This window comes from Neobacillus sp. OS1-32 (assembly GCF_030915425.1).
Lineage (GTDB): Bacteria > Bacillota > Bacilli > Bacillales > Cytobacillaceae > Neobacillus > Neobacillus paridis.
This window is the reverse complement of sequence record NZ_CP133263.1, coordinates 1,325,888-1,348,112: the sequence shown is the minus strand read 5'-3', so window position 1 is coordinate 1,348,112 and position 22,225 is coordinate 1,325,888. Positions and strand designations below refer to the sequence as shown.

24 protein-coding genes and 1 pseudogene are annotated in these 22,225 nt (G+C 41.6%); 19 read left to right on the top strand and 6 right to left on the bottom strand.

Annotated elements, in window-relative coordinates:
- The first annotated feature begins 94 nt into the window (after nt 1–94).
- From cobS to RCG24_RS06895, 5 genes are read left to right on the top strand one after another with little or no spacing between them, the layout of a single operon-like run.
- Nucleotides 95–862 (top strand): adenosylcobinamide-GDP ribazoletransferase, encoded by a 768-nt coding sequence (gene cobS, locus RCG24_RS06915; protein WP_202654346.1) that lies wholly within the window; start codon nt 95–97, stop codon nt 860–862.
- Nucleotides 820–1,431 (top strand): histidine phosphatase family protein, encoded by a 612-nt coding sequence (locus RCG24_RS06910; RefSeq protein ID WP_308078713.1) that lies wholly within the window; start codon nt 820–822, stop codon nt 1,429–1,431. Before cobS ends, RCG24_RS06910 begins: the two co-directional genes overlap by 43 nt.
- Nucleotides 1,383–1,808 (top strand): bifunctional adenosylcobinamide kinase/adenosylcobinamide-phosphate guanylyltransferase, encoded by a 426-nt coding sequence (locus tag RCG24_RS06905; RefSeq protein ID WP_308078712.1) that lies wholly within the window; start codon nt 1,383–1,385, stop codon nt 1,806–1,808. Before RCG24_RS06910 ends, RCG24_RS06905 begins: the two co-directional genes overlap by 49 nt.
- A 33-nt stretch (nt 1,809–1,841) precedes the next feature.
- Nucleotides 1,842–2,348, top strand: coding sequence for an ECF transporter S component (locus RCG24_RS06900; protein WP_202654123.1), 507 nt, complete (start codon nt 1,842–1,844; stop codon nt 2,346–2,348).
- Nucleotides 2,345–3,061, top strand: a complete 717-nt coding sequence (locus RCG24_RS06895; RefSeq protein ID WP_202654124.1) for a serpin family protein — start codon at nt 2,345–2,347, stop codon at nt 3,059–3,061. Before RCG24_RS06900 ends, RCG24_RS06895 begins: the two co-directional genes overlap by 4 nt.
- Before the next feature lie 55 nt (nt 3,062–3,116).
- On the opposite strand, the gene RCG24_RS06890 is transcribed toward RCG24_RS06895, so the two are convergent.
- Nucleotides 3,117–5,219 carry a transglycosylase domain-containing protein gene (locus RCG24_RS06890; protein ID WP_308078711.1) on the bottom strand — a complete coding sequence of 701 codons (2,103 nt, stop codon included), beginning with the start codon at nt 5,217–5,219 and terminating at the stop codon, nt 3,117–3,119.
- A gap of 184 nt (nt 5,220–5,403) precedes the next feature.
- Here RCG24_RS06890 and RCG24_RS06885 point away from each other — a divergent pair, with 184 nt between their 5' ends.
- The 3 genes from RCG24_RS06885 (at nt 5,404) to RCG24_RS06875 (ending at nt 7,794) form a co-directional block, all read left to right on the top strand.
- Nucleotides 5,404–6,096, top strand: coding sequence for an ABC transporter ATP-binding protein (locus RCG24_RS06885; protein WP_202654126.1), 693 nt, complete (start codon nt 5,404–5,406; stop codon nt 6,094–6,096).
- Nucleotides 6,093–7,439, top strand: a complete 1,347-nt coding sequence (locus RCG24_RS06880) for an ABC transporter permease (protein ID WP_202654127.1) — start codon at nt 6,093–6,095, stop codon at nt 7,437–7,439. Before RCG24_RS06885 ends, RCG24_RS06880 begins: the two co-directional genes overlap by 4 nt.
- A 139-nt stretch (nt 7,440–7,578) precedes the next feature.
- The gene (locus tag RCG24_RS06875; protein WP_202654128.1) at nt 7,579–7,794 is read left to right on the top strand and encodes a hypothetical protein; all 216 of its coding nucleotides are present in this window, start codon (nt 7,579–7,581) and stop codon (nt 7,792–7,794) included.
- A 10-nt stretch (nt 7,795–7,804) separates the two neighbouring features.
- Here RCG24_RS06875 and RCG24_RS06870 read toward each other — a convergent pair whose 3' ends face one another.
- Entirely contained in the window at nt 7,805–8,026 is a 222-nt protein-coding gene (locus RCG24_RS06870) for a YczF family membrane protein (RefSeq protein ID WP_202654129.1), read from the bottom strand.
- Nucleotides 8,027–8,175: 149 nt separating this feature from the next.
- Between RCG24_RS06870 and RCG24_RS06865 the strand changes: the two genes are divergently transcribed.
- From RCG24_RS06865 to RCG24_RS06855, 3 genes are read left to right on the top strand one after another with little or no spacing between them, the layout of a single operon-like run.
- Nucleotides 8,176–9,792: a spore germination protein gene (locus RCG24_RS06865; protein ID WP_308078710.1), complete on the top strand. Its 1,617-nt coding sequence runs from the start codon at nt 8,176–8,178 to the stop codon at nt 9,790–9,792.
- The gene (locus tag RCG24_RS06860) at nt 9,789–11,003 is read left to right on the top strand and encodes a Ger(x)C family spore germination protein (RefSeq protein ID WP_308078709.1); all 1,215 of its coding nucleotides are present in this window, start codon (nt 9,789–9,791) and stop codon (nt 11,001–11,003) included. The genes RCG24_RS06865 and RCG24_RS06860 overlap by 4 nt, the downstream gene beginning before the upstream one ends.
- Nucleotides 10,975–12,144 carry a GerAB/ArcD/ProY family transporter gene (locus RCG24_RS06855; RefSeq protein ID WP_308079131.1) on the top strand — a complete coding sequence of 390 codons (1,170 nt, stop codon included), beginning with the start codon at nt 10,975–10,977 and terminating at the stop codon, nt 12,142–12,144. The genes RCG24_RS06860 and RCG24_RS06855 overlap by 29 nt, the downstream gene beginning before the upstream one ends.
- Here RCG24_RS06855 and RCG24_RS06850 read toward each other — a convergent pair.
- Nucleotides 12,141–12,639 (bottom strand): annotated as a pseudogene (locus RCG24_RS06850) (N-acetyltransferase family protein). The gene RCG24_RS06855 and the pseudogene RCG24_RS06850 overlap by 4 nt on opposite strands.
- Nucleotides 12,640–12,694: 55 nt before the next feature.
- Here RCG24_RS06850 and RCG24_RS06845 point away from each other — a divergent pair.
- Nucleotides 12,695–12,850, top strand: a complete 156-nt coding sequence (locus tag RCG24_RS06845; protein ID WP_308079240.1) for a hypothetical protein — start codon at nt 12,695–12,697, stop codon at nt 12,848–12,850.
- Here the strand turns inward: RCG24_RS06845 and RCG24_RS06840 are convergent.
- The 3 genes from RCG24_RS06840 to motA all read right to left on the bottom strand — a co-directional run bounded on the left by RCG24_RS06840 (nt 12,818) and on the right by motA (nt 14,667).
- Complete coding sequence (locus RCG24_RS06840) at nt 12,818–12,970, bottom strand: YpzG family protein (protein ID WP_308078708.1); 153 nt, start codon at nt 12,968–12,970, stop codon at nt 12,818–12,820. The two genes, RCG24_RS06845 and RCG24_RS06840, sit on opposite strands and share 33 nt — an antisense overlap.
- 163 nt (nt 12,971–13,133) lie before the next feature.
- Nucleotides 13,134–13,886: an OmpA family protein gene (locus RCG24_RS06835; RefSeq protein ID WP_308078707.1), complete on the bottom strand. Its 753-nt coding sequence runs from the start codon at nt 13,884–13,886 to the stop codon at nt 13,134–13,136.
- On the bottom strand, nt 13,870–14,667 hold the full coding sequence (gene motA, locus RCG24_RS06830) for a flagellar motor stator protein MotA (RefSeq protein ID WP_308078706.1): 798 nt from the start codon (nt 14,665–14,667) through the stop codon (nt 13,870–13,872). The genes RCG24_RS06835 and motA overlap by 17 nt, the downstream gene beginning before the upstream one ends.
- 277 nt (nt 14,668–14,944) lie before the next feature.
- On the opposite strand from motA, the gene RCG24_RS06825 reads away from it, so the two are divergent.
- The 7 genes from RCG24_RS06825 to fliY all read left to right on the top strand — a co-directional run bounded on the left by RCG24_RS06825 (nt 14,945) and on the right by fliY (nt 22,216).
- Nucleotides 14,945–15,784: a CheR family methyltransferase gene (locus tag RCG24_RS06825; protein ID WP_308078705.1), complete on the top strand. Its 840-nt coding sequence runs from the start codon at nt 14,945–14,947 to the stop codon at nt 15,782–15,784.
- Nucleotides 15,756–16,796, top strand: a complete 1,041-nt coding sequence (locus RCG24_RS06820; RefSeq protein ID WP_202654136.1) for a protein-glutamate methylesterase/protein-glutamine glutaminase — start codon at nt 15,756–15,758, stop codon at nt 16,794–16,796. Before RCG24_RS06825 ends, RCG24_RS06820 begins: the two co-directional genes overlap by 29 nt.
- A gap of 177 nt (nt 16,797–16,973) precedes the next feature.
- On the top strand, nt 16,974–18,530 hold the full coding sequence (locus RCG24_RS06815) for a flagellar hook-length control protein FliK (RefSeq protein WP_308078704.1): 1,557 nt from the start codon (nt 16,974–16,976) through the stop codon (nt 18,528–18,530).
- A 16-nt stretch (nt 18,531–18,546) separates the two neighbouring features.
- On the top strand, nt 18,547–18,984 hold the full coding sequence (flgD, locus tag RCG24_RS06810) for a flagellar hook assembly protein FlgD (RefSeq protein WP_202654138.1): 438 nt from the start codon (nt 18,547–18,549) through the stop codon (nt 18,982–18,984).
- Between the two features lie 38 nt (nt 18,985–19,022).
- A complete protein-coding gene (locus RCG24_RS06805; RefSeq protein ID WP_308078703.1) occupies nt 19,023–19,916 on the top strand; it encodes a flagellar hook-basal body complex protein in 894 nt (297 codons plus the stop codon).
- Nucleotides 19,917–20,067: 151 nt separating this feature from the next.
- A complete protein-coding gene (gene fliM / locus RCG24_RS06800; protein ID WP_202654140.1) occupies nt 20,068–21,048 on the top strand; it encodes a flagellar motor switch protein FliM in 981 nt (326 codons plus the stop codon).
- Between the two features lies 1 nt (nt 21,049).
- The gene (fliY, locus tag RCG24_RS06795; RefSeq protein ID WP_308078702.1) at nt 21,050–22,216 is read left to right on the top strand and encodes a flagellar motor switch phosphatase FliY; all 1,167 of its coding nucleotides are present in this window, start codon (nt 21,050–21,052) and stop codon (nt 22,214–22,216) included.
- Nucleotides 22,217–22,225 lie beyond the last annotated feature (9 nt).

Genomic DNA, 22,225 nt, shown 5'->3' with positions numbered 1-22,225 from the left:
GAGCAGCTTAAAAGATTCGCTTGGAGTGGTCGTTGCAACAACATCAAGTAACCTTAGTGAATGAACCAAACACCGATTAGTGAGGCAAGATATGATGAAATTTATCAGAGGCTTTTTGATAGGCGTTCAATTTTTTACAGCGATTCCAATCAGCAAACAATTTCCGATGGATGAAGACCACCTGAAACGAACGATTCAAGCTTTTCCACTGCTTGGATTAGGGCAGGGAATGATCTATTCCTTCCTATTATATATACTGATTGAAAATACACCTTTTTCCCATTTGGCTGCTGCTTTCCTGTTATGGTTGGTAACGATTATTTTGACAGGTGGCATCCATCTCGATGCCTGGATGGATGTCAGCGATGCCTATTTTTCCTATCAGGATCAAGCCAGAAGACTTGAAATAATGAAGGACCCGCGAATCGGAGCTTTTGGTGTTATTTCCGTCATGATTCTATTAAGCTGCAGGTTTTTGTTTATTTATGAGATCACCTTGAACCCTCACTTGTTAACTTATGTATTGATTGCTATCATTCCTTTTTTAAGTAAAACCATAATGGGTGTTCTGCTGCTGACCGTCAGGCCGGCAAGAGCAGAAGGTCTCGGGTATCTTTTTCAAAAGGCTGCTACTGCCAAAGCGTTGTGGCTTTATCCTGTTTATTTATTGGCTGCAGCTATTTTGTTTCCACGTGCTGCCATCCTAATTGTGCCTGCGACAGCCTGTTATTTGTTTGCACGGTTAAAGGTCGGCAAATGGTTTGGCGGGATTACTGGTGATGTATTAGGCGCAACGGTGGAAGGGACGGAGTTGATTCTATGGCTGACCGTGTGGTTATTGCATTATTTCGTCACGGTATAACCGAAGAAAATAAACGAAGGGCTTACTTGGGATGGAATGATTCGCCATTAGCGGCGGAGGCGAAAGAGAGCGTGGTACATGAAGAATATGATGCTTATTTTTCCAGTGATTTGGGCAGATGTATCGCCATGGCAAAACAATTATTTCCAGATAAGACACCCATCCTCCTTCAAGAACTAAGAGAAATGAACTTCGGTGAATGGCAAGGTAGGACGTATGAACAGTTGCATGATAATCGATTGTATCAACAATGGCTGTCAAATCCCTATCATTCCAGCCCGCCAAAGGGTGAGTCTTTTCAGCAGTTTGCCGATAGAATTGAAGCCGGTTGGAAGAAGATTGTTGAGTTTCTCCTGAACAATCGTATTCACAGTTGTGCGGTCATGACCCATGGTGGCGTTATTAAATATCTATTAGCTCATTATGCCCCGCAGCAACAGGAATTTTGGAATTGGAAGACACCGCATGATGTCGCGTTTAAATTCATTTTTTCAAAACAGGCGTTAAGGAGGGGTGAACGATGCACTTTGTTACAGGAGGTGCCTTTAACGGTAAAAGGTCATGGGTAAAGGAGAGATTTGCGAATGCCTGCTGGCTGTCCGCCTATGAAAATGCCCAATTGCCAACTAATTTAACTGATATTAACAGCGAATTGCTCGTTTTGGAGGGGATCGAGATGTGGCTTAAGGAATTATCATCACAATCTGATCCTGCCATTTGCCGCGATATTTGGCGGCACACATTGGCCCAATGGGAATCCTGGGAAAGAGCAAATTCCCAACGTCAATTAATCATCATTGGTACCGATATCACAAAAGGGATCGTTCCCATGGAAGAGGAAAACAGGCGCTGGCGTGACGTAACAGGCTGGGCCTATCAAGATTTGGCTATCATGGCAAAAACGGTAGATGTCATCTGGTACGGTATCAATCAAACTATTAAATAGAAACGGTCAACGTTTCGTTTGGAGGAACAAAAAATGAAAGAGAAGCTTACTGTGAAATTTCTCAGCTGGATCGCTATGTTTATTGCTTTATCTGCGGTTGGGGCTTCGATTAAGATTCCAGCAATTATTGGCAGTGTCGCTCTTGATGCTTTTCCGGCGTTATTAGCCGCGGCATTGTTGGGCGGTGTCCCTGGAGCAATCGTTGGGGCATTGGGGCATTTATTATCTGCGTTATTAGGCGGATTTCCATTAGGACCGCTGCACTTTGTGATTGCCATAGAAATGGCGATTTTATGCTGGCTGTTTGGGGGTATGTATGGCAAAAACCATAAGCTTCTGGCGGGTGTTGTTTTTGTGCTTTTGAATACGTTTGCAGCGCCGTTTCCATTTATTTTTCTTATTAGTAAGGCATTTTATATTTCGATGTTGCCATCGCTTGCGGTTGGTTCTATTTTGAATGCTGCGATTGCCCTGATTTTGATCCCGCGTCTCGTACCGTTTGTGGCTCACGGATTTACTAAAGGAGAAGCAAGACGATGAGAAATGCGCTCGCCATTCCCGTGGATAAACAGACGACCTTGATTATTGCCAGCGATAATAGCGGTGCCATTGGGATGAAAGCAAATGACCATGTTCGTGTGCCATATGAAACGGTATCCTATTATTCTTTTCGTGTCGCCGCAATGGAATGTATCAGTGCCGGCGGCGAGGTCATTTCGGTTGTGCTCCAAAATTTTTGCGGCAATGAAGCTTGGGAGCAACTGGTGAAAGGAATTAACAAAGGCCTTGAAGAACTGGGACTACAGGATGTTTCGATTACCGGCAGCACGGAAAGTAACTTTTCCTTACTCCAATCAGCAATCGGACTAATGGTGGTAGGAAAAAGGATGACTCAAAAAGGTAACGAAATCGATTCTGAGGGGGTAAATTTGGCGGTTGTGGGGATTCCTTTAGTTGGTCATGAAGTGATCGAACAGGAAGATCAGGTCGTTCCTTTATCCATTTTTCAAAAGGTAAGTAAGCTAAATAGAGTTATCACCTGGCCGGTCGGCTCCAAAGGGATCCTTTATGAGCTGCAGCAAATGTTACCCGACCTTGGTTTGACAGCGGAAAGGGTCAAAACCGCTATTGATGTGCATAAATCATCCGGTCCGGCTACATGTTTTCTCGCTGCATATCGGGATGGACAGGCTGAAGAACTTGCAAAGCTTGCGGGAAACTATCTCCATCCGATAACCATTAACGAGGCTTGATTCCATCTTTTAAAAAGTTTGGTAAAATAAACGAAATAGCACGCCTTTGGGCGTGCTATTTGCTTAATTGCTTCACTTTTTCCACGACGGAATCGACAGCTTCGCCAATGGTATAGACTATTTTATCTAACCCTTTCTTCCATTTTGGCGCTTGTTCTTTAATCGTGTTTCCGAGCTCTTGGGCATTCTTATTTAATTCTTGGCTGATTTTTTTGGCCTGATTCTGAAAACTGTTGGCCTGATTTGTTTTTCCGGCAAGCTGGGCATTAACAGAGACAACATCAAAATCTTTCTTGGGTAAATAGGCGGAGGAAGTCCGCATGATTTCTCGAAAAATCGGCACCACGTTTGCCGAACTTGAACTGGGCAAATAGTGCTGGCGGTCCGTCTGATCGAAGCCAATCCAAATGGCTCCGACAAGATTAGGGGTGTAGCCAACCATCCATTGATCCTTTGTTCCTGTTACGCCGCTAAAAGGCAGCTGTGTTGAGCCTGTTTTTCCGGCAAGCTGGATGCCGGGAATTTGGGCCCGTCTTCCGGTCCCGGATTCCACGACATTCAGGAGCATTGAGGTCATTTCATTTGCTACTTTTGTTGATGTAACCTTTGTGGTAACAGGCTTCCGTTCGGCAATCACATTGCCTGTCGGTCCAACAATTTTGGTAATCAAATGGCTTTCCTGTCGTTCGCCGCCATTCGGAAAGACAGAAAAGGCATTGGCCATTTGCATCGGAGATACCCCTTTGCTCATGCCGCCGAGGGCAATTGCCAGGTTTTTATCGTTTTTTTCCACTGGGATGCCGAACTTATCCAATTTGGCAAGACCTTTATTAAGGCCAACCTGGTCAAGCAGCCAAACGGCCGGAATATTAAGTGATTCCTCAAGCGCCTTGTACATCGGCACCTTTCCTTGGTAGGTCCTTGAGAAGTTTTCCGGCTTGTACTTACCGAATGTCATCGACTTATCCTCAAGCATCGACGAATATTTATAGCCATTTTCTAATGCCGCCGTATAGACAACCAGCGGTTTTATCGATGAGCCTGGCTGGACCCGCAATTGTGTCGCCCGATTAAAGCCGCGGAATATATGGTCACCGCGTCCGCCGACAAGGGCACGTGCGCCTCCTGTAGCAGGATCCATTAGGACAGCACCGCCCTGAACAATTTGTCCCCCCATTCCACGTGGGAATAAATAATTATTCGCGAAGACATTTTCGAGACCAGCCTGCAGGTTTTGGTCCATTTCTGTGTAAATCCGATACCCGCGTGTTAAAATTTCCTCCTGGGTCAGTCCATATTTGTAAATGGCCTCATTTAAAACGGCATCTGTATAGTATGGATATTTGCGTTTAATATAGCTGCCGCCACCATCTTTTAAGCGGATTTTTTCGCTTTTGGCTTCTTTATATTGCGCATTTGTAATCATGCCCAGCTCTTTCATTTTGGCCAGCACGACATTTCTACGCTTCATTGCCAAATCATAGTTATTATAAGGGTTCAGATAGTTTGGCGAGTGTAATAGGCCGGCTAGCATTGCTGCTTCACTAATGGTCACATCTTGAATATCTTTATCAAAATATTTCTTTGAAGCATTGGCGATCCCCCAAGCACCGCCGCCAAAATATACCTGATTTAAATACATTTGCAGAATTTCATTCTTTTTATAGACCTTCTCAATTTTTACCGCCAAAAATAATTCTTCCGCTTTCCGTTTATACGTGCGTTCCGGTGATAACAGAGCATTTTTTGTCAACTGCTGGGTAATCGTACTGCCGCCGCCGGTTATTCTACCGGCAAACAAGTTTCCGAAAAAGGCACGGGCCATTCCCTTGATATCAAACCCATTATGTTGGTAGAACCGCTCATCCTCGATGGCCACAACGGCATTAGGAATATATTTTGGCAGTTTGTCGATATTAACGCCTTTCGTTCTGTTGGTGGCAACATTGGTGGCGACGTCGCCGTCTTTATCATAAATGACCGTGGGCTGGCTTAAGCCTTGTTTTAATGATTGCACATTGGCGCGTGTTGCCAGCCAGGCAAAATAAAGAATGGTCACTAAGACAACAACCAGAACAATTAATAATAGAATCTGTGTTAAATGTCGTTTTTTCCAAAAACGAACAATGAATTCCCATATCGGACGTAATTTTTCCATTGTATCTCCTTACCTTAAGACGGATTTTTGCTTTCTATATTATAAATTTTCTTTACGAAAAAGACCAATCAAAACCATCTTTCAAAACCAAAACGGCATTGAGGAAAATTTTCAAAAAAGCTGGAGGTGAAATGGCGGTTATGATCGTCTAAAAGGGTGTATCAGGAAAAATCAGGAGGTAGACATGATTACAATCAAAAATTTAAGTCATGAATTTGTTATTGGGAAGAAAGGAAGACAAACGATTATTCCAGTTTTAAAAAATATTTCATTTACCGTAAATGAAGGGGAAATCGTTACGATTGTCGGCCGCAGCGGTTCGGGAAAATCGACGCTGCTCAACCTCATTAGTGGGTTTATTCGTCCTAAAGAAGGGGAAATCTGGATGAACGGCGTGAAGGTTTCCGATTTAAATGAGGCTAAATTTGCTGATTTCCGGATTCATCATCTCGGCTTTATTTTTCAAAGCTTTCAATTAATACCTAGTATGACGGCCTTTCAAAATGTGGAGCTGCCGTTACTATTAAAAGGAGTCAGCGAACGAAACCGTAGGCAGCAAACTGAGGAAATGCTGGAAAGAGTTGGGTTGTTGGATTATCAGGATCACTATCCGGGGGAACTTTCGGGTGGACAGCAGCAGCGGGTCAGTATCGCCCGGGCTTTAATTGTTAATCCGCCCATCATCCTTGCCGACGAGCCGACAGGCAGCCTCGATAGTGAAACGGAAGCGGAATTATTGGAATTTATTAAGGATTTAAACCGGGATCTGGGGATTACGTTTCTAATTATCACCCATGATGAGAAGGTGGCCGAAATTGGCAATCGGACAATTGAATTAAGAGATGGCCAGGTTGTGGAAGGGATAGTGTTAGCGTGAAATTAGGAGATCAATTTCGCTTTGTCCGGCAAAATATGAAGAAAAATAAAACTCGGGTCTTCATGACGATCTTGGCTACAGCGATGGGCTGTGCTTTCCTGATTGTTCTTGCCTCAGTAGGATTTGGCTTGCAGAAATCGGTCGTGAAAGAGATAACTGAACAGCGGATTGTCACACAAATTGACGTCCACGGTAAGGAACTAAAAGATGGCGGCTTTCGCCCAATTACTGATAAAGATATTGCCACGTTTGAAAAGATAAAAGATGTCAAAGCGGTAACCAGAAGGAATATGCTGCAACAGGACGGGATTTATTCAATTGGACGTTATCAAGCAGGGACAGAAACGTACGTGACCGATTTCCCTTCCGAAGTGAAAGCCGGCTTTGAACTGTCAGCCGGACATTTACCAAAAGCTGATAATGAAATAGTCGTAGGTTATGATTTTCCTTTCGTTCTGGGGACAAAGGAAGAAGTCGAAGATTTGTATGATAACAAGGGTCATGTAAAGAAAAAGTATCGTTATCCGGAAAATTTGCTTGGTAAAGAATTATCCCTCACTGTGAAACAATTGAAAAAGGGCAAGGAAGAAGAGAAAAAGCTGAAGCTTACCGTTGTCGGAATTGGCAAGAAGCCAACAAAGGATTGGATGCAGGACCGAAGTGTTTTCATTTCCAAAAAAGTCCTAAATGAGATTGAGAGTTTTACCAAGACACCGCGGGGAATGCTCTTGGGACCCAATGATTCGCCGCCGGAAAAGCTTAACGTCAAAGAGGACAATTATGATGAGGTAAAAATTTATGCAAAAAATATGGAAGCTGTTCAAAAGATTGTCGACCAATTAAAAGATAAAAATTATCCAACCTATTCTGTTGTCAATGAATTAAAGGAAGTCAATATGATGTTTACGATCGCCAAAGCTGGACTCATTTTTATCGGTACGATTGCGATATTAATTGCTTCCATTGGAATCTATAATACGATGACGATGGCCGTGACCGAGAGATCTCCTGATATCGGCATCATGAAAGCGATTGGGGCAAATCCAAAAACGATCAAGCAGATCTTCCTGCTTGAGAGCAGCTATATTGGTTTAATTGGTGCTTGTATCGGTACCGCCGTCTCCTATGGGATTAGTTATGCGGTTAATTTTATCATCCCATTGATTATTAAACAGGCTTTTGGCAAGGAACTGCCGGCAGGGCTGACCTTTAGTGACATTCCGTTGATCCTGCCAATTATTTGTATTGTCATTTGCTTTGCGGTGACTCTTCTTTCTGGATACCGGCCGGCACAGCGGGCAACAAGAGTCGATGTGTTAAAAGCAATGCGTAGAGAAGTGTAAAGAGCAAAATCAGGTTCCAAGGACAGAGACAGTGTCCGGGTGATGAACGATTAAAACCAACTTAGCAGGGAATAATGGTCATGCATTTGAGGACTTTGGAATAGGATGAAATAACCTTGTAAAAAGGAGAGTTCCTCAAATGTGGTATTGGATCTCAATGATCGCTTTGGCAATGATCCTATTAGCAGTATTGGAAGAACTAGTCTACTATTTTTGGAATCGATACCTTTACGGAAAAAAGCAAACAGGAAAGATAGGTTGGATTCTAAGAAGCTTAACTCGGCTCTCAAAATTAGAAAAGAGTCGCCTAGAGGAAACAAAGGAAACGATAACCAATGAAACAGACTCGCCATAACGGCGAGTTTTCATTTTTGTTTCTTTTTTACAAACTGAACAACGGTTTTCACAAGATAAACAACCGCAAAAATGCTCAATATCACGATTGCTGTTATTTCATTTACTTTAAAGGGCTGTAATTGTTTCTGTACTATCACCCTTGGACTGTACCCTAATGCTAAATCCAATAAGATGATCAGGACGAACATGGAGGAAGCTAAAAGAGATAGCACTAAAAAATTTTTCACCATCTTCTCTCCTTTGAAAAATTTACTATATCGTTTCAATCAATAAGGCTGTTGTTCATGATTCCCTCTTATTTAAATGATGTTTGGATAAAAGAAGCCCTTTTGGATAACATAACCAAAACAAGGCTTGTTTAAAAAGTGGGGCGGTTTGTATGTCCATTTTATCCAAACTGTTGAAAAAGAAACATTCAAGGAAAAAAAATGATAATTACCGGCAAAAACAGGATCCTGCCTCTCCTGCTGAACTGTTGATTCAGAGAGAATATCAGGATAATCTCGCACGGATGAAACGGGAGCTGGGCAATAGTACAGATCTGGTGGTAAGGGAAATTAAAATCGGCCAAAATCAAGGTGCGCTTGTTTTTATTGATGGACTTGTTGATGCGAAGACGATCAGTGAATTTGTCGTTGAAACCATGATGGACAAAAACATTCCTAACGAAAATTTTGACATATTTCAATATGCTCTCAACAAAACGATCGCCTTGGGATCAGTTAAAACGATTACCAACTGGAACGAGCTGTATGATTTATTATTATCGGGTTGTACGATTATTTTCCTCAACGGCTACAATAAAGCCATTTGCGGAGAAACAAAAGGCTTTGAAAAGCGTTCGATTGATGAACCTTCTCAACAATTATCGATCCGTGGTCCGAAGGATTCTTTTACAGAAACACTGAGGGTGAATACCGCTTTAATCAGGAGGCGAATCAAAAGCCCCAATCTTTGGATAGACTCGATGAAAATTGGCAGGGTTGCGCAAACGGATGTTGCGATTATGTATATTAAGGGAATTGCCGATGACAAGATTGTTCAGGAAGTGAAAACAAGATTAAATCGAATTGACATTGATGCTGTCATTGACTCCGGTTATATCGAACAGTTGATTGAGGATGAAACCTTTACTTCCTTTCCAACTACCTACCATACCGAAAGACCTGATGTCGTGTCTTCCCAGCTGCTAGAAGGCAGAATCGCCATCGTATCAGACGGAAGTCCATATGTGCTGACAGTGCCGGCTATTTTTGTGCAATTTTTTCAAGCCCCTGATGATTACTATTCTCGGTTCGATTTGTCAACGAGTATACGGTTTTTAAGGATTATAGCTTTTTTTATATCTTTGATTGGGCCATCATTATATATCGCTGCCACAACCTATCATCAAGAGATTATCCCGACAACGCTGGTGATAGCAATTGCGGCGCAAAGGGAAAATGTGCCGTTTCCCGCTTTTTTCGAGGCGTTGATTATGGAGATAACATTTGAGATTTTGCGGGAGGCTGGTTTACGTCTGCCTAGGGCCGTTGGCCAAGCAGTTTCGATCGTTGGTGCCCTTGTTATTGGCCAAGCAGCCGTTCAGGCGAGCATCGTCTCACCGCTGATGGTCATCGTTGTATCGATTACGGCAATCGCTAATTTCTCGACACCAGTATTTGCCATGGCGATTTCTGCTCGGCTGCTTCGGTTTGCCTTGATGTTATTGGCAGCATTTATTGGCCTTTTTGGGATCATGATCGGCTTAATGTTAATGGCGATTCATTTATGTTCATTGCGGTCATTTGGAGTTCCGTATATGTCCCCGCTGGCACCGTATAATCGAGAAGATCAGCAGGATGTATTCATTCGTTATCCACTCTGGGCATTCAAAAATCGACCGAAATATATAAGCGAAGGTAATAGGATCAGAACCGGAGAGAATCAAAAACCGAAACCGCCAAAACAAAGTAAAGCCAGTAAGCCGCATAGTGGGGAAGGGAATCAGGAATGATTAAGAGGTGTGCTGTTTTATTGCTGTTTATTACCACGATCCCATTGCTTGGAGGGTGCTGGGATCAGAAAGAATTAACGGATTTAGCCTTTGTCACAGCAATGGGTATAGATAAAGGAACAGGGGGGGCTGCTTATAATATTTCCTATCAAGTGGTCATTCCGGCAAATGTCGCCTCTGGGACAATGGGCGGCAGCGGCGGTCAGGGGCCAACCATTGAGGTTTACAATAGTAAGGGAAATACGTTAACCGAGGCTACCAGAGAAATGAAAAAGCAGGTACCCAGAAGGCTTTATTTTGCTCATACCGGGATAATAGTTATCGATGAGGATGTAGCACGGAAGGGAATCATGAGGTTATTGGACCCATTAGACAGGGATGTACAATTTCGTACCACGACACTTGTCACCGTTGCCAAGGATTATAAAGCGATTGATCTCATTTCTACACTTGCCAATCTTGATAAGATCCCAATGAATAAAATAATCAAGACTCTAGAAGTGGCGGAATCAGTATTAGGCGAAAGTATTCAAGTGACGGTTGATGATATCATGTTAAATATAACCAATCCAGGAAAAGAGGCTGTGGCTAGTGTGTATACGATGAAAGGTAATCCCAAAAAAGGAATCTCGCAGGACAACATTAAATATACGCGCCCTCCCGCGGTGCTGAAAGCGGATGGAATTGCCGTTTTTAAAGAAGGAAAATTAGTGGGGTATCTTGAAGGGGAAAGCGCCCGAGGCGCGGTTTGGCTTTTTAACAAAATGAAGGAAACATATATAAACTTTGGAATTAAAGGGGAAAATAACGCAGTCAGTATCATCCCCTTTAAATCAAAGGTCAAAACCGCGATAACCGTAAAAAATGGACAGCCGGTTGCCAACATTAACATAATGTCTATTTTCAGACTTAGTGAAATAAATACTAAATACAATATCAATGATCCAGGTCAAATCGAGAAACTGGAGAAAAAAGCAGCGGCACAAATCAAGAAAGAAGTAGTATCATCGATTCGCACTGCCCAAAAATATAAATCCGATATATTTGGGTTTGGCGAACAAATGTACCGCAGTAATCCGCAACAGTGGAAGAATTTCAAAACGGATTGGAACAGTATGTTTGCCGTGATGGATTTTCACGTCAACGTAAACGCTTATTATCGTGAATCAGGTTTAAAGGGAAATCCATTTTGGAACGACACTGAAAAATAAAAAGGAGGAAGGTGCAATCGAAAGGGCAAGAATTAACGCGAAACAACTATTTGTGTTAGTCGTGTTATTTGAAATGGGCAGCGCGATGCTGGTTGGCTTTCCACTTTCTCTGAAGCAGGATGCATGGATCGGATTATTAATGGCGACTGCATTAGGGGTATTACTCTTCTTCATTTACTATCATTTGTATAAAATGTATCCGGATCTCCCTTTAACAAGTTATCTCCAAGAAATTGTCGGTAAATGGATAGGCCGGATACTTGGATATTTATATATCCTTTATTTTACCTATCTGGCTGCAAGAGTTTTAAGAGACTTTGGAGAATTATTAACCTCGACCATCTATACGAATACGCCTCTGTTTGTTTTGTTGACCTTATCAATGATCATTTGTGCCTATGCGATTCAAAAGGGTTTTGAAGTAATCGCCAGGGTTGGGGAATTGTTTTTTGTGGTCGTATACATACTGGCTGTAGTTGGATTTACGCTTATTATTATTTCCAAGCTTATTCATCTGGAATATTTGCGACCAATGCTGGAACATGGCTGGGGTCCGATCATCAAAACAGTCCTTAAAGAAACGATAACCTTTCCATTTGGAGAAATGGTCGTCTTTACAGTGCTTTTGCCCTATTTAAACCAGCCAAAAAAAGTGAAACAGGTTTGCATTTGGGGCATCATCCTCAGTGGTATAAATCTCTCGATTGCGGCAGTCATCAATATCGCCACTTTGGGGGTGGATTTATTTATCCGCTCCCCTTATCCGCTGCTGACAACGATTAGTAAGATCCAGCTGGCCAATTTCATTGAGCGTCTCGATGTCTTGTTCATGGTTTATTTAATGATTGGCGGGGTTATAAAAACGACCATTTTTTATTATGCAGCTGTGATTGGAACAGCGGACTTATTCAACTTTAAGGATTATCGAAAATTAACCTTTCCGATTGGCGTTATCATCCTAGTATGCTCGATGATGATTGCTACTAACTATACTGAACATATAAAAGAAGGCCTGGAAATTGTTCCTATTTATCTTCATTGGCCGATGCAAATGATCATTCCCAGTTTGCTTTTGCTGATCGGATGGATTCGTAAGTATAGTAAACAAACAAAAGCGGCTTCCGCCCAAACTAATTCTTAGGAGATCCGTTTCCCGAGAATCAGCAGATCCCGCTCGATTTTCATCTAATTCTGCCACTTTCGGGAGATGGGCCCATTTTTCAAAACCAAAGCTCGAAAAAAGTTTTAGACTTGGCTGGTTATGGGAAAAAATAAACCCGAGTAATGTCTTGATTTGCAGCTGAGGACAGGTGTCAATCGCTTTTTCGATGAAGGTGCGGCCCAATCCTTTGCCGCGAAAGTCTTCGTGCAGGTATATGCTGATTTCTGCCGTGCCATTGTATGCCGGTCGTCCATAAAACGATTGAAAACTGAGCCAGCCGCAAATCACTCCCTGCTCATCTTCGATGACCCATAAAGGACGGAAGGAAGGGGAATGCTGGTGAAACCAGGGGATTCTGCTTTCCACACTGACGGGTTCCAGATCGGCCGTCACCATTCTGCCAGCGATCGTCGAATTGTAAATCGCTACGATGTCCGGTAAATCACTGATATTGGCATCTCTAACTGGATACATTTGTTCATCCTCATTCCCTAAACAAGTCTTTTTACTAGATTTCATGATAAACTTCATGCTGAATAAAATCAATATCAGAAAACAGAAAAAACCTTCTCCCGGGTCAATGGGAAAAGGTTTTTTCTTCCGCTTAGAAGTCAGCATTACTGACTTCTATCAATCGTTTCGCGCCTATCCCTTACCAGCGATGGGCTTTGGCATTACTCCTTAAGATGATGGTGCTTTGCGATCTTTGCGTTTGACCATTCACCTGTGACTTTTGCCGTTTTGGCCTTGTCCATGTGTGGTGAAATAGCTCTGAGTGGGAATCTAGACGCTCTCTATAGCTCATCAAATCACCTCAAGCTTAGGATTTTTGAAACGATGATATTCAAGACGAATATCATTTTTAGCTTTTGACAGTTCATTGATAATTAGTCAATAAAATAAGAATTTCCTTTTAAGACATGAAAAATGACGTACTTGTCAACTCGATCAGCTGGTCTTTTTTCAGATTATTGAGTATTTCTTAGAATGACCACATTCACCCTGCGGTTCGCTTGTCGATGTGTCGGTGTATCGTTTTTATAGAGGGGTCTGTATTCTCCATAACCGACAAACTGCAGCCGGCTTTTGGCGATTTTATGTGATTCAAAATAATGAAGCACACTGACTGCTCTTGCCGAAGAAAGCTCCCAGTTAGACGGATATTTCGGATTCTGTATCGGAACATTATCTGTATGTCCTTCGATACTGATTGGATTCGACATGGTTTTAATCAGTTTGACAAAGGAATTTAATGTGTTATAAGAACTCTTTTTTAAATCCGCTTTCCCAGGGTCAAACAAGACGACCTCTTTAAAGGTGATCTCGACACCCCGTTTTGTGTCTTGAATGGTGACATTTGCCTGTAAATGATTCCGATCGATGAAGTTTTGCAGTCTATTCTTCAGATCCAAAAGCTCACGATCTTCTTTCGTCAAAGCAGGTGCTGGCTTTGCTTTTTGCTGATTCAAATTTTTCTCTGAAATTGGATTCTTTGGGATGTTAACCGTGAGCCCGACGTTAGTATCATCAATTCTTGTGCCCGTCAGTTCTGATTTGAAGGATTCCATAATCGACATGAACTTTTGCTTATCGACAACACTGGAAGCAAATAAGACAATAAACAAAGCTAACAATAATGTAAGGATATCGGCATAAGGGATCAGCCAAGATTCACTGATACGCTCATCTTCTTCTTCAAACTGTCTACGCCGTTTTCCCATAGGTCTTTTCCTCGATTTTCTTTTCATATTTGATTCGTTCTTTCGGTGACAGGTGGGCAGTTAATTTCTTTTCAATCGCGCTTGGCGATAGCCCTTGAGAAATGGCCAATAATCCTTCAATCATTAATAATTTTAATTCCTGTTCCTTTTTGGAAATCCGTTTTAGTTTGTTGGCAATCGGGTGCCAGAGAACATATCCGGAAAAAATCCCTAACAATGTAGCAACGAAGGCTGCGGAGATGGAATGTCCCAATTTATCGACATCATTTAAATTCCCCAGGGAGGCGACAAGACCGATAACCGCTCCCAAAACCCCCAGCGTCGGGGCATAGGTCCCTGCTTGGGTAAAGATTAACGCACCGGTTTTATGACGTTTATCAATGGCGCTTACTTCATCCAATAGGACTTCTTCAATAAAATCATAATCATAACCGTCGATGATCATTTCATATCCTCTTTTTAAAAATGGATCCTTAATATTATTCGTCATTTCCTCAAGCGCCAGGATCCCTTCCCTTTTCGCAATTCCTGCAAATTCGATGAAGGAAGATATCTGTTCGGCCTTGGAAGGCTGTTTGGGTTCGAAAAAAGCAATCTTTAACAGAACCGGAAACTTTTTAAGTTCACTAAATGGGAATGCAATCAAAATAGCAGCGGTAGTACCGCCAAAAATAACCAAATATGCAGCCGGATTCGCCAATGCCGTAATAGAAGCACCTTTCATAACCATCCCAAATCCAATTGCCAGTAATGCCAAAATAATCCCAAAAATACTAGACATTTCTTTCTCCTTCTAGGCAAAAAATATAAAAGATATATATTTATTGTACGTCAATTAGGCATCATTCGACAATATCCTTTTTCGATAATCAAAAATTTTTGATTGTATTTTACAATAAATATAAAAATTTTTCCGAAATTTAAATGAAAAGAAGCAAGTGATACAGTATAATATAGGCTGTTAGAATCAGAAGAAAAACATTATCGAAAATCTTTAGTCAAAATCAAGTAATTTAGAAGTCTAGAAAAACACGAAGGGGAAGTATAAAGGTGATAATATGTTAGATTATGGACTAGTGAGATTAAGCCAAATGATTTATGACTATTGCGGACTGAATTACAAGGATCGGCTTCCCTCACTGAAAGAAAAAATTTCCAAACGGGTTTCAGAACTGGGACTTACCTATGACAACTATTGCCTGTACATCCATAGAAATCCTACGGAATGGGATGTTGTTGTAGAGATCTTAACGATTAATGAAACCTATTTTTACCGGGAAGAAAATCAATTAGTGGAATGCTGCACGACCATCCTGCCAGAATTGAAAAAAATAATCCGAAACCGTCCGCTGAGAATTTGGAGCGCAGCTTGTTCAACTGGCGAAGAACCTTATACACTGGCCATGCTGATTTACGAAACAGGCTTGTTTCCTCCCGGGACAATTGAGATAATAGGAACGGATATCAATAAAAAGGTTATTCAAAAAGCCGAACAAGGTTGGTATCCATTAACCTCATTTGCATTTCGAAGAATCCCGGAAAATCTCTTAAAAAAATATTTTGATATTGAAAACGGAGGTTATCAAGTAAAGTCATTTATTAAAAAAATGGTCCGTTTTCAGGAGCTTAATCTGTTAAACGACAATAAAATGGGTCAACTGGGCGAAGTAGATATTATCTTCTGCCGAAATGTTTTGATTTATTTTGATCAAGAAACAATCAAGAAAGTGATTCGCGGCCTTCATCGCAATTTAGCAAAGGGCGGTTATTTGTTTCTGGGCCATGCCGAATCCATAACTGACTTGAATTTAGGGTTTCAAAAAGTGGATGCAGCTAGAACTTTTTATTATCGAAAGGAACCAGATCAGGATGAAACAGTACGGTGTATTAGTAGTTGATGACTCCGCCTTTATGAGAAGGGCTGTTAGCCAATTGCTGGAGGAAGATCCCCAATTTACTGTTGTCGGCATTGCACGCAATGGAATGGAAGCAATCGAGAAAGTGCAACGGTTAAAGCCTGACCTAGTAACAATGGATGTTGAAATGCCGGAAATGGATGGATTAGCAGCGTTAAAGGAAATAATGAAAAAATCGCCCGTTCCGGTTGTCATGATTAGTTCTCATACTGGTGAAGGGGCCGAAGTAACATTACAGGCTCTTGAGCTGGGGGCGGTTGATTTCTTTTTAAAGGATCATTTATTAAAGAACCCGGACGAACATGAGCATGCCCATCATGATTTTATTCAGCGCTTAAAAGGGATCGTAAAAGGCAGACTGCCAAATGTTACAGTGACTCAACAGCCACGGGAGAAAAAAGAACGAAAACTCAAACCTCGTAAAATAGAACTTGTTTTTATCGGATGCTCTACTGGTGGTCCTGGAGCATTACAAAAAATCCTGCCATGTTTTCCGGCGGATTTTCCAATTCCGATTGTAGTCGCTCAGCATATGCCGCCAAGTTTTACCAAACCATTGGCTGATCGGTTTAACACCTTATGCAATTTGAATGTGAGAGAGGCCGAAAACGGGATAGAAATAAAGCCCGGGACCATCTATATTGCACCATCGGGCTATCAAACCCGCTTTAAAAAGAGTGATAATGGTTCGATCAAGCTGGATATAGACAACCAATCAGATGAGCAGGCACTATATAAGCCTTCGATCGACATTTCGCTGAGTTCTGCTGCCCCGATTTACGGCGATCGTTTATTGGCGGTGATTTTAACGGGAATGGGCGCGGATGGGATGCAGGGATGCGGCTTAGTAAAAAAGCACCACGGAACGGTGCTAGTTGAGGCTGAAGAATCATGTGTTGTTTACGGCATGCCAAAAGCGGTTTTTGAAGCCGGCTATGCAGACGGTCAATATGAGATTACAAAAATGTACCACAAAATCATTACATTTTTATAAGTAAGGGGTAGTGTTTTATACATTACCTCTTTTTAGTATAATCAAAAAGTCGAATTTTTGCTAAAAACGGAAACCGAATTATGTCGAATTATAAAAAATATAATGACTGTAAATGGTATTTCGTTTATAATGTAATGGAATTAAGCTAGTTTTCCCAAGAATAAGGAGGTAAATTGTTTGGACGCCGTTCAAATCTCAATCAAAATAAATCAAACAAAGCAATCTGATGGTGGAAAACAAAAGTCAAACATACTAACTGAGGCACCAACAATTCCTTTTAATCAGATACTAGCGATGTTTAATAATCCTAGTCAAACATCCGAAACAGAAGTCCAGCAGGCAGGAGAAACCGCAAACAAGTCATTAGGGAAATCCAATGAAAACCCACTGGATTTACTAAAACTTAGTTCGGATGGAGACGATCAAACCAATTCTGATTTAACCGTCTTGGCGGTCCCATTTTATCAAGGCCAACCTTTGGCGCCAATGATCGTCGGTGATTCAAATAAAGCAGAACCTGCAGTACCGGAAGAGGGAATGCTTGGCCAAGGTACGATGGAAAACAGCAATGATTGGTTGCAAGTGGTACATACTCAAGGAGAAGCTGCCGACCTCTCAAAGACATCGCTTTCAATCACCGATTTAGCAGCAGAGAATAAAACCGGTGATGGTCTGGATAAGCCTCAAGCAGGTATCGAAAATACCAACAAAGAAGATATTTTTGCAGAACTTCTGAACAAAAATGTAACTCAAAACATTCAGGAAGCGGGCAAGGGAGATTTTGATCAGAATCGGGTTCAACTGGCTGTTGATTCTTTTCCTGAATTTGTTGCACAACTCAGTGATTTGATAAGTCAAAATTTAAGATCGGTCAATGGGGCAAATGAGAAGAACAGCTTAACTGTTTTGGCTGATTTGAAAAGTATCGGAAAGATCAACATTGAAATCAGTTCACTGCCAGGACCGGCTGCACTGGAACTTACAGTGGATCCAGCCTCAGCAAAGGAAATGCTGCAAAGTCAGCTGCAACGTCTGGAACAAGCCGTTCAGCAAAGCGGCTTAGTAGTGAAAAAAATCGAAATTGTTGACCATCCGTCAGCCCCGTTTTTAGAACCAACATTAAGCAGTAATCAGGCAGATAATACTGCTGAAATGAACGGACCGGTTAATCAAGGTACACTGCATTCACAGACCATGGGCTTGAATCATAAGTCGATGAGCGGGCAGCCTCGCCCTGTTTTATCGATTCATGATTTTACTCCGGAGGTAAGCAGCTGGATTGCTAAAAATATTGGAAGTTCTCAAGGACAAAATACAGCTAAAGAAGTTAAATTCCTATTATCTCCTGAACATTTGGGCCAGATGGAGGTCAAACTTACCACCACGGGTGGTCAGGTTTCAGCCCAAATCATAACAGACACGATACAGGCCAAAGAAATCTTGAGCGGTCAACTTCATACTTTGAAACAGGCATTACAGCAGCAGGGATTGATGCTGCAAAAACTGGAAGTCATTCAGCAGCCGGCTGGAATACTAAATCAAGCACAACTTAACCAATCATTTTCACAAGGCGGCTTTCACTCGTCTCCGGAGCATCGTTCCGGGCAATCAGCCAAAAATGACGCTAAAAAGCCTAAGGAAAACGGACAAATGGAAATCGACATGGACACACCTTTGACGACATATCAAGGAGCTGTTCAGAGAACCAGTTCCAACATTGATTTCACTGCCTAGGAAGGAGACGGTGTGAATGAGTAATTGGGTGGATATCACAAGTCAAACAAAGACTAACTCAGTTTTTAATAACGTGAAGCCTTATGAACAACAAAGTTCGTTAGGCAAGGATGACTTTCTCAAAATTCTTGTAACGCAGTTGTCAAACCAGGATCCGACTAATCCGTTGCAGGATAAGGATTTTATTGCCCAGATGGCTACCTTCAGTTCACTTGAACAAATGACCAATCTAAATAAAGCGTTTGAACAGTTTTCTTCGCGCCAGCTGAGCCAGTATGCTTCGGTTATCGGTAAGGAAATCAGCTGGACGGACCAAGCTTCCGGTACGACGAAGAACGGTGTTGTAGAAGGCGTTTCTGCAGAAAATAGCAGCTATTACTATAAGGTGGGAAATGAAAAAATCCCCATGGACAAGGTCATTGAAATCAAGCAAATACCAACGGATTCCAAATAAAACTCAACCAAAAGCCTAAAGAATGAGGAGGAACAAAAATGTTAAAATCGTTATACTCTGGTGTATCTGGTATGAAAGGGTTTCAAACTAAGCTTGATGTTATTGGAAATAACGTCGCGAACGTTAATACAGTTGGATTCAAAAAAGGACGCGTCGTGTTTCAAGACTTGCTGAACCAAACCTTGTCTGGCGGTACGACAGCTAATAACCAGCGTGGCGGGATCAATCCGCAGCAGGTCGGACTAGGTTCAAAGATCGCTACAATCGACACGATCCATACCCCCGGAAGCCCGATGACCACCAATGTCGGTACAGATTTAGCGATTGATGGGGATGCGTTTTTCGTCGTTTCACCGGATGGAGATGATACAAATAAATTTCTTACAAAGGCCGGAAATTTCACCCTTGATGGACAAGGAAGATTAGTAGATTCCAATGGTAACTTTGTTTTGGGAGTTGCAAACGGTGTCGCAATGCCAATTAAAATCGCAACAGACGAAGTGGCTGGCAAAAAATTCACATCCTATTCTATTGATTCTGACGGTTATATCAATGTAGTGGATAAGGATGGGAAAATTGGTAAATTGGCTTATGATGGTAGTAAGTATTTTTTGAATAATCCGAATCAAGCAGGTTATGATGAAACGAAAAATCTTTCAATCGCCACCAGTGTCGTCCAAAATCCTGCTGGTTTAAAAAAGGTGGGTAATTCCTTGTTCGAGGTAACCGGAAACGCCGGAACAAATGATTTTGGACGTATTAAGGATAATGCCGGTGGTGAAATTTATTCTGGTGTGCTCGAAATGTCCAACGTCGATTTAACAGAAGAATTTACCGAAATGATCATCGCACAGCGGGGCTTCCAAGCGAATGCCAGAACGATTACGACATCAGATTCTATTTTAGAAGAAATTGTGAACTTAAAACGATAAGATCATCGTTAGCTGGACGAAACTATTTTTCCTAAAAAAGCAGAAGGAGGCAAAAGAGTCATTTTGCATATGACTCTTTCACTCTTTCTAGGCAATGGCTGATATATGGATTTTCAGTCCATAACTCAGGGAAGAGTTAGGGGGATGCCCTTTGGCAGATGTATTATCGCAACAAGAAATCGATGCCCTTTTATCTGCCTTAAATAGCGGCGAATTGGAGGCATCTGATGTTAGCGAAAAAAATCAAAAAGTAAAAGTATATGATTTCAAACATGCGATGAGGTACTCAAAGGAACAATTGCGCAGTATTACAAGAATCCATGAGAACTTTACGCGGCTTTTAACATCATATCTTTCAGCGCAATTAAGAACTTTTATTCAAATTGACATTGACTTGGTAGAACAAGTAAACTATCAAGAATTTATTGCTTCAATCCCATCAAAAACCATTTTGAACATTTTTGATGTTCAGCCGATGAATGGGAAAATGGTGATTGAAATCAATCCACAGGTCGCCTATGCAGTATTGGAACGATTGCTGGGTGGCGGTCAAGGAGATCCGACTGCACGCGACGGCGGATTGACAGAAATTGAAACGATATTGATTCAGAAGGTCTTTTCCAAGGCGTTTGATATGTATCAAAATGTTTGGGAAAATATTGAGGATATAAAGGTGCGCTGGGAAGCAATTGAATCCAATCCCCAATTTATGCAAATTGCTTCGCCAAATGAAACGGTAATCGTTATTGCTCTCCGAACGACAATTGGAGAAATTGAGGGAAGGATGACGTTATGTATCCCACACTTAATTGTGGAACCGATGCTTCCTAAATTGACTGCGCATCAATGGTTTTCTTCCATGGCAAAAACGAACGTCCCTAAACAGCCTGAAAAAATCAAGAAAAGCTTAGAAAGCATAAAGGTTCCGATTATTACCGAAATAGGAAGAGCCAAACTGCCGGTTTCTGATTTATTGAACTTGCAAATTGGTGATGTGATTGGAATTGACACTGGAAAGCTCCATGTTAAAGTGGACCATTTGACAAGATTCCTGGGGAATCCAGGCCTCCTAAACGGTCATTATGCGGTTCAGATAGATCAAGTAGCCTACTCTGAAGGAGATGATGAATAAGATGAACGACGGTTCACTTTCTCAAGAAGAAATCAATGCATTATTTAAGCAAATGGAATCTAACGACAGCAATAGTTTATCAATCGATGACTTTTTGAGCTCCGTGGAGCAGGATGTACTAGGAGAGATTGGAAATATCTCTTTAGGGAGTTCAACAACTGCGTTATCCACCTTATTAAATCAGCGGGTCGAAATTACTGCACCTAAACTGTCTGTTATCGAACAAGACCGCACGGAAGAAATGATCAAGGAAAAACATGTTGCGGTCCATGTTGATTATACGACCGGTATTCGCGGTAAAAACCTGTTAATGATTAAAGAAAAGGATGCTAAAATCATTGCCAATTTAATGATGGGCGGTGATGGTACGGGCGTCGATGAGGAACTTACTGAATTGCATTTAAGTGCGGTGCAAGAGGCGATGAATCAGATGATGGGCTCGGCTGCCACATCGATGTCGACCATTTTCAATCAAAAGGTTGATATTTCACCTCCGTCCATTGATATATTGGGATTTCCGCCCAAGAAACTAGAAGACCTCCAGGATGATATTATTATTCAAGTTTCCTTTTGCTTAAAGGTCGGAAATCTGATTGATTCCAATATGATCCAATTTATTCCATTATCCTTTGGTAAGGAAATGATCCATAGGATTCTCAGTCCTGTTGAAACGGCTGCCGCTGCTGCTCCGGTTGTGGAGCCGCCGGTCCAAGTTGAGGTGAAGGCAGCTCCGGATTACAAAGAGGTACAAGCTGCACCTGTTCACGAACAGGTTCGCCAAACAGGTTCCACCTCACAACCTGAACAAACAGCTTCACAAAAGGTTGTTGAGAATCCAGTTAATGCAAATGTTCAAAAAGTGGAATATACCACTTTCGCAAATAATTCACAAGCTAATAAGGAACCACGCAATATTGATTTATTATATGATATTCCGTTAACCATTACAGTGGAGCTAGGAAGAACGGAAATGCCCATTCGGCAGATCCTCGAGTTAGGACCTGGCGCTGTCATTGAATTAGATAAATTAGCAGGCGAACCTGTTGATATATTGGCGAATCATAAATTGATTGCCAAAGGTGAAGTGGTAGTCATTGAAGAAAACTTTGGGGTTCGTATCACAGATATTATCAGTCCAATTGATCGACTTTCAAAAATGACTGTATAAATAAATTTT

Coding starts and splice junctions, on each gene's coding strand:
- cobS (WP_202654346.1), top strand. CDS start 95: ATGAAATTTATCAGAGGCTTTTTGATAGGCGTTCAATTTTTTACAGCG.
- RCG24_RS06910 (WP_308078713.1), top strand. CDS start 820: ATGGCTGACCGTGTGGTTATTGCATTATTTCGTCACGGTATAACCGAA.
- RCG24_RS06905 (WP_308078712.1), top strand. CDS start 1,383: ATGCACTTTGTTACAGGAGGTGCCTTTAACGGTAAAAGGTCATGGGTA.
- RCG24_RS06900 (WP_202654123.1), top strand. CDS start 1,842: ATGAAAGAGAAGCTTACTGTGAAATTTCTCAGCTGGATCGCTATGTTT.
- RCG24_RS06895 (WP_202654124.1), top strand. CDS start 2,345: ATGAGAAATGCGCTCGCCATTCCCGTGGATAAACAGACGACCTTGATT.
- RCG24_RS06890 (WP_308078711.1), bottom strand. CDS start 5,219: ATGGAAAAATTACGTCCGATATGGGAATTCATTGTTCGTTTTTGGAAA.
- RCG24_RS06885 (WP_202654126.1), top strand. CDS start 5,404: ATGATTACAATCAAAAATTTAAGTCATGAATTTGTTATTGGGAAGAAA.
- RCG24_RS06875 (WP_202654128.1), top strand. CDS start 7,579: ATGTGGTATTGGATCTCAATGATCGCTTTGGCAATGATCCTATTAGCA.
- RCG24_RS06870 (WP_202654129.1), bottom strand. CDS start 8,026: ATGGTGAAAAATTTTTTAGTGCTATCTCTTTTAGCTTCCTCCATGTTC.
- RCG24_RS06865 (WP_308078710.1), top strand. CDS start 8,176: ATGTCCATTTTATCCAAACTGTTGAAAAAGAAACATTCAAGGAAAAAA.
- RCG24_RS06860 (WP_308078709.1), top strand. CDS start 9,789: ATGATTAAGAGGTGTGCTGTTTTATTGCTGTTTATTACCACGATCCCA.
- RCG24_RS06845 (WP_308079240.1), top strand. CDS start 12,695: ATGCTGAATAAAATCAATATCAGAAAACAGAAAAAACCTTCTCCCGGG.
- RCG24_RS06840 (WP_308078708.1), bottom strand. CDS start 12,970: ATGAGCTATAGAGAGCGTCTAGATTCCCACTCAGAGCTATTTCACCAC.
- RCG24_RS06835 (WP_308078707.1), bottom strand. CDS start 13,886: ATGGGAAAACGGCGTAGACAGTTTGAAGAAGAAGATGAGCGTATCAGT.
- motA (WP_308078706.1), bottom strand. CDS start 14,667: ATGTCTAGTATTTTTGGGATTATTTTGGCATTACTGGCAATTGGATTT.
- RCG24_RS06825 (WP_308078705.1), top strand. CDS start 14,945: ATGTTAGATTATGGACTAGTGAGATTAAGCCAAATGATTTATGACTAT.
- RCG24_RS06820 (WP_202654136.1), top strand. CDS start 15,756: ATGAAACAGTACGGTGTATTAGTAGTTGATGACTCCGCCTTTATGAGA.
- flgD (WP_202654138.1), top strand. CDS start 18,547: ATGAGTAATTGGGTGGATATCACAAGTCAAACAAAGACTAACTCAGTT.
- RCG24_RS06805 (WP_308078703.1), top strand. CDS start 19,023: ATGTTAAAATCGTTATACTCTGGTGTATCTGGTATGAAAGGGTTTCAA.
- fliY (WP_308078702.1), top strand. CDS start 21,050: ATGAACGACGGTTCACTTTCTCAAGAAGAAATCAATGCATTATTTAAG.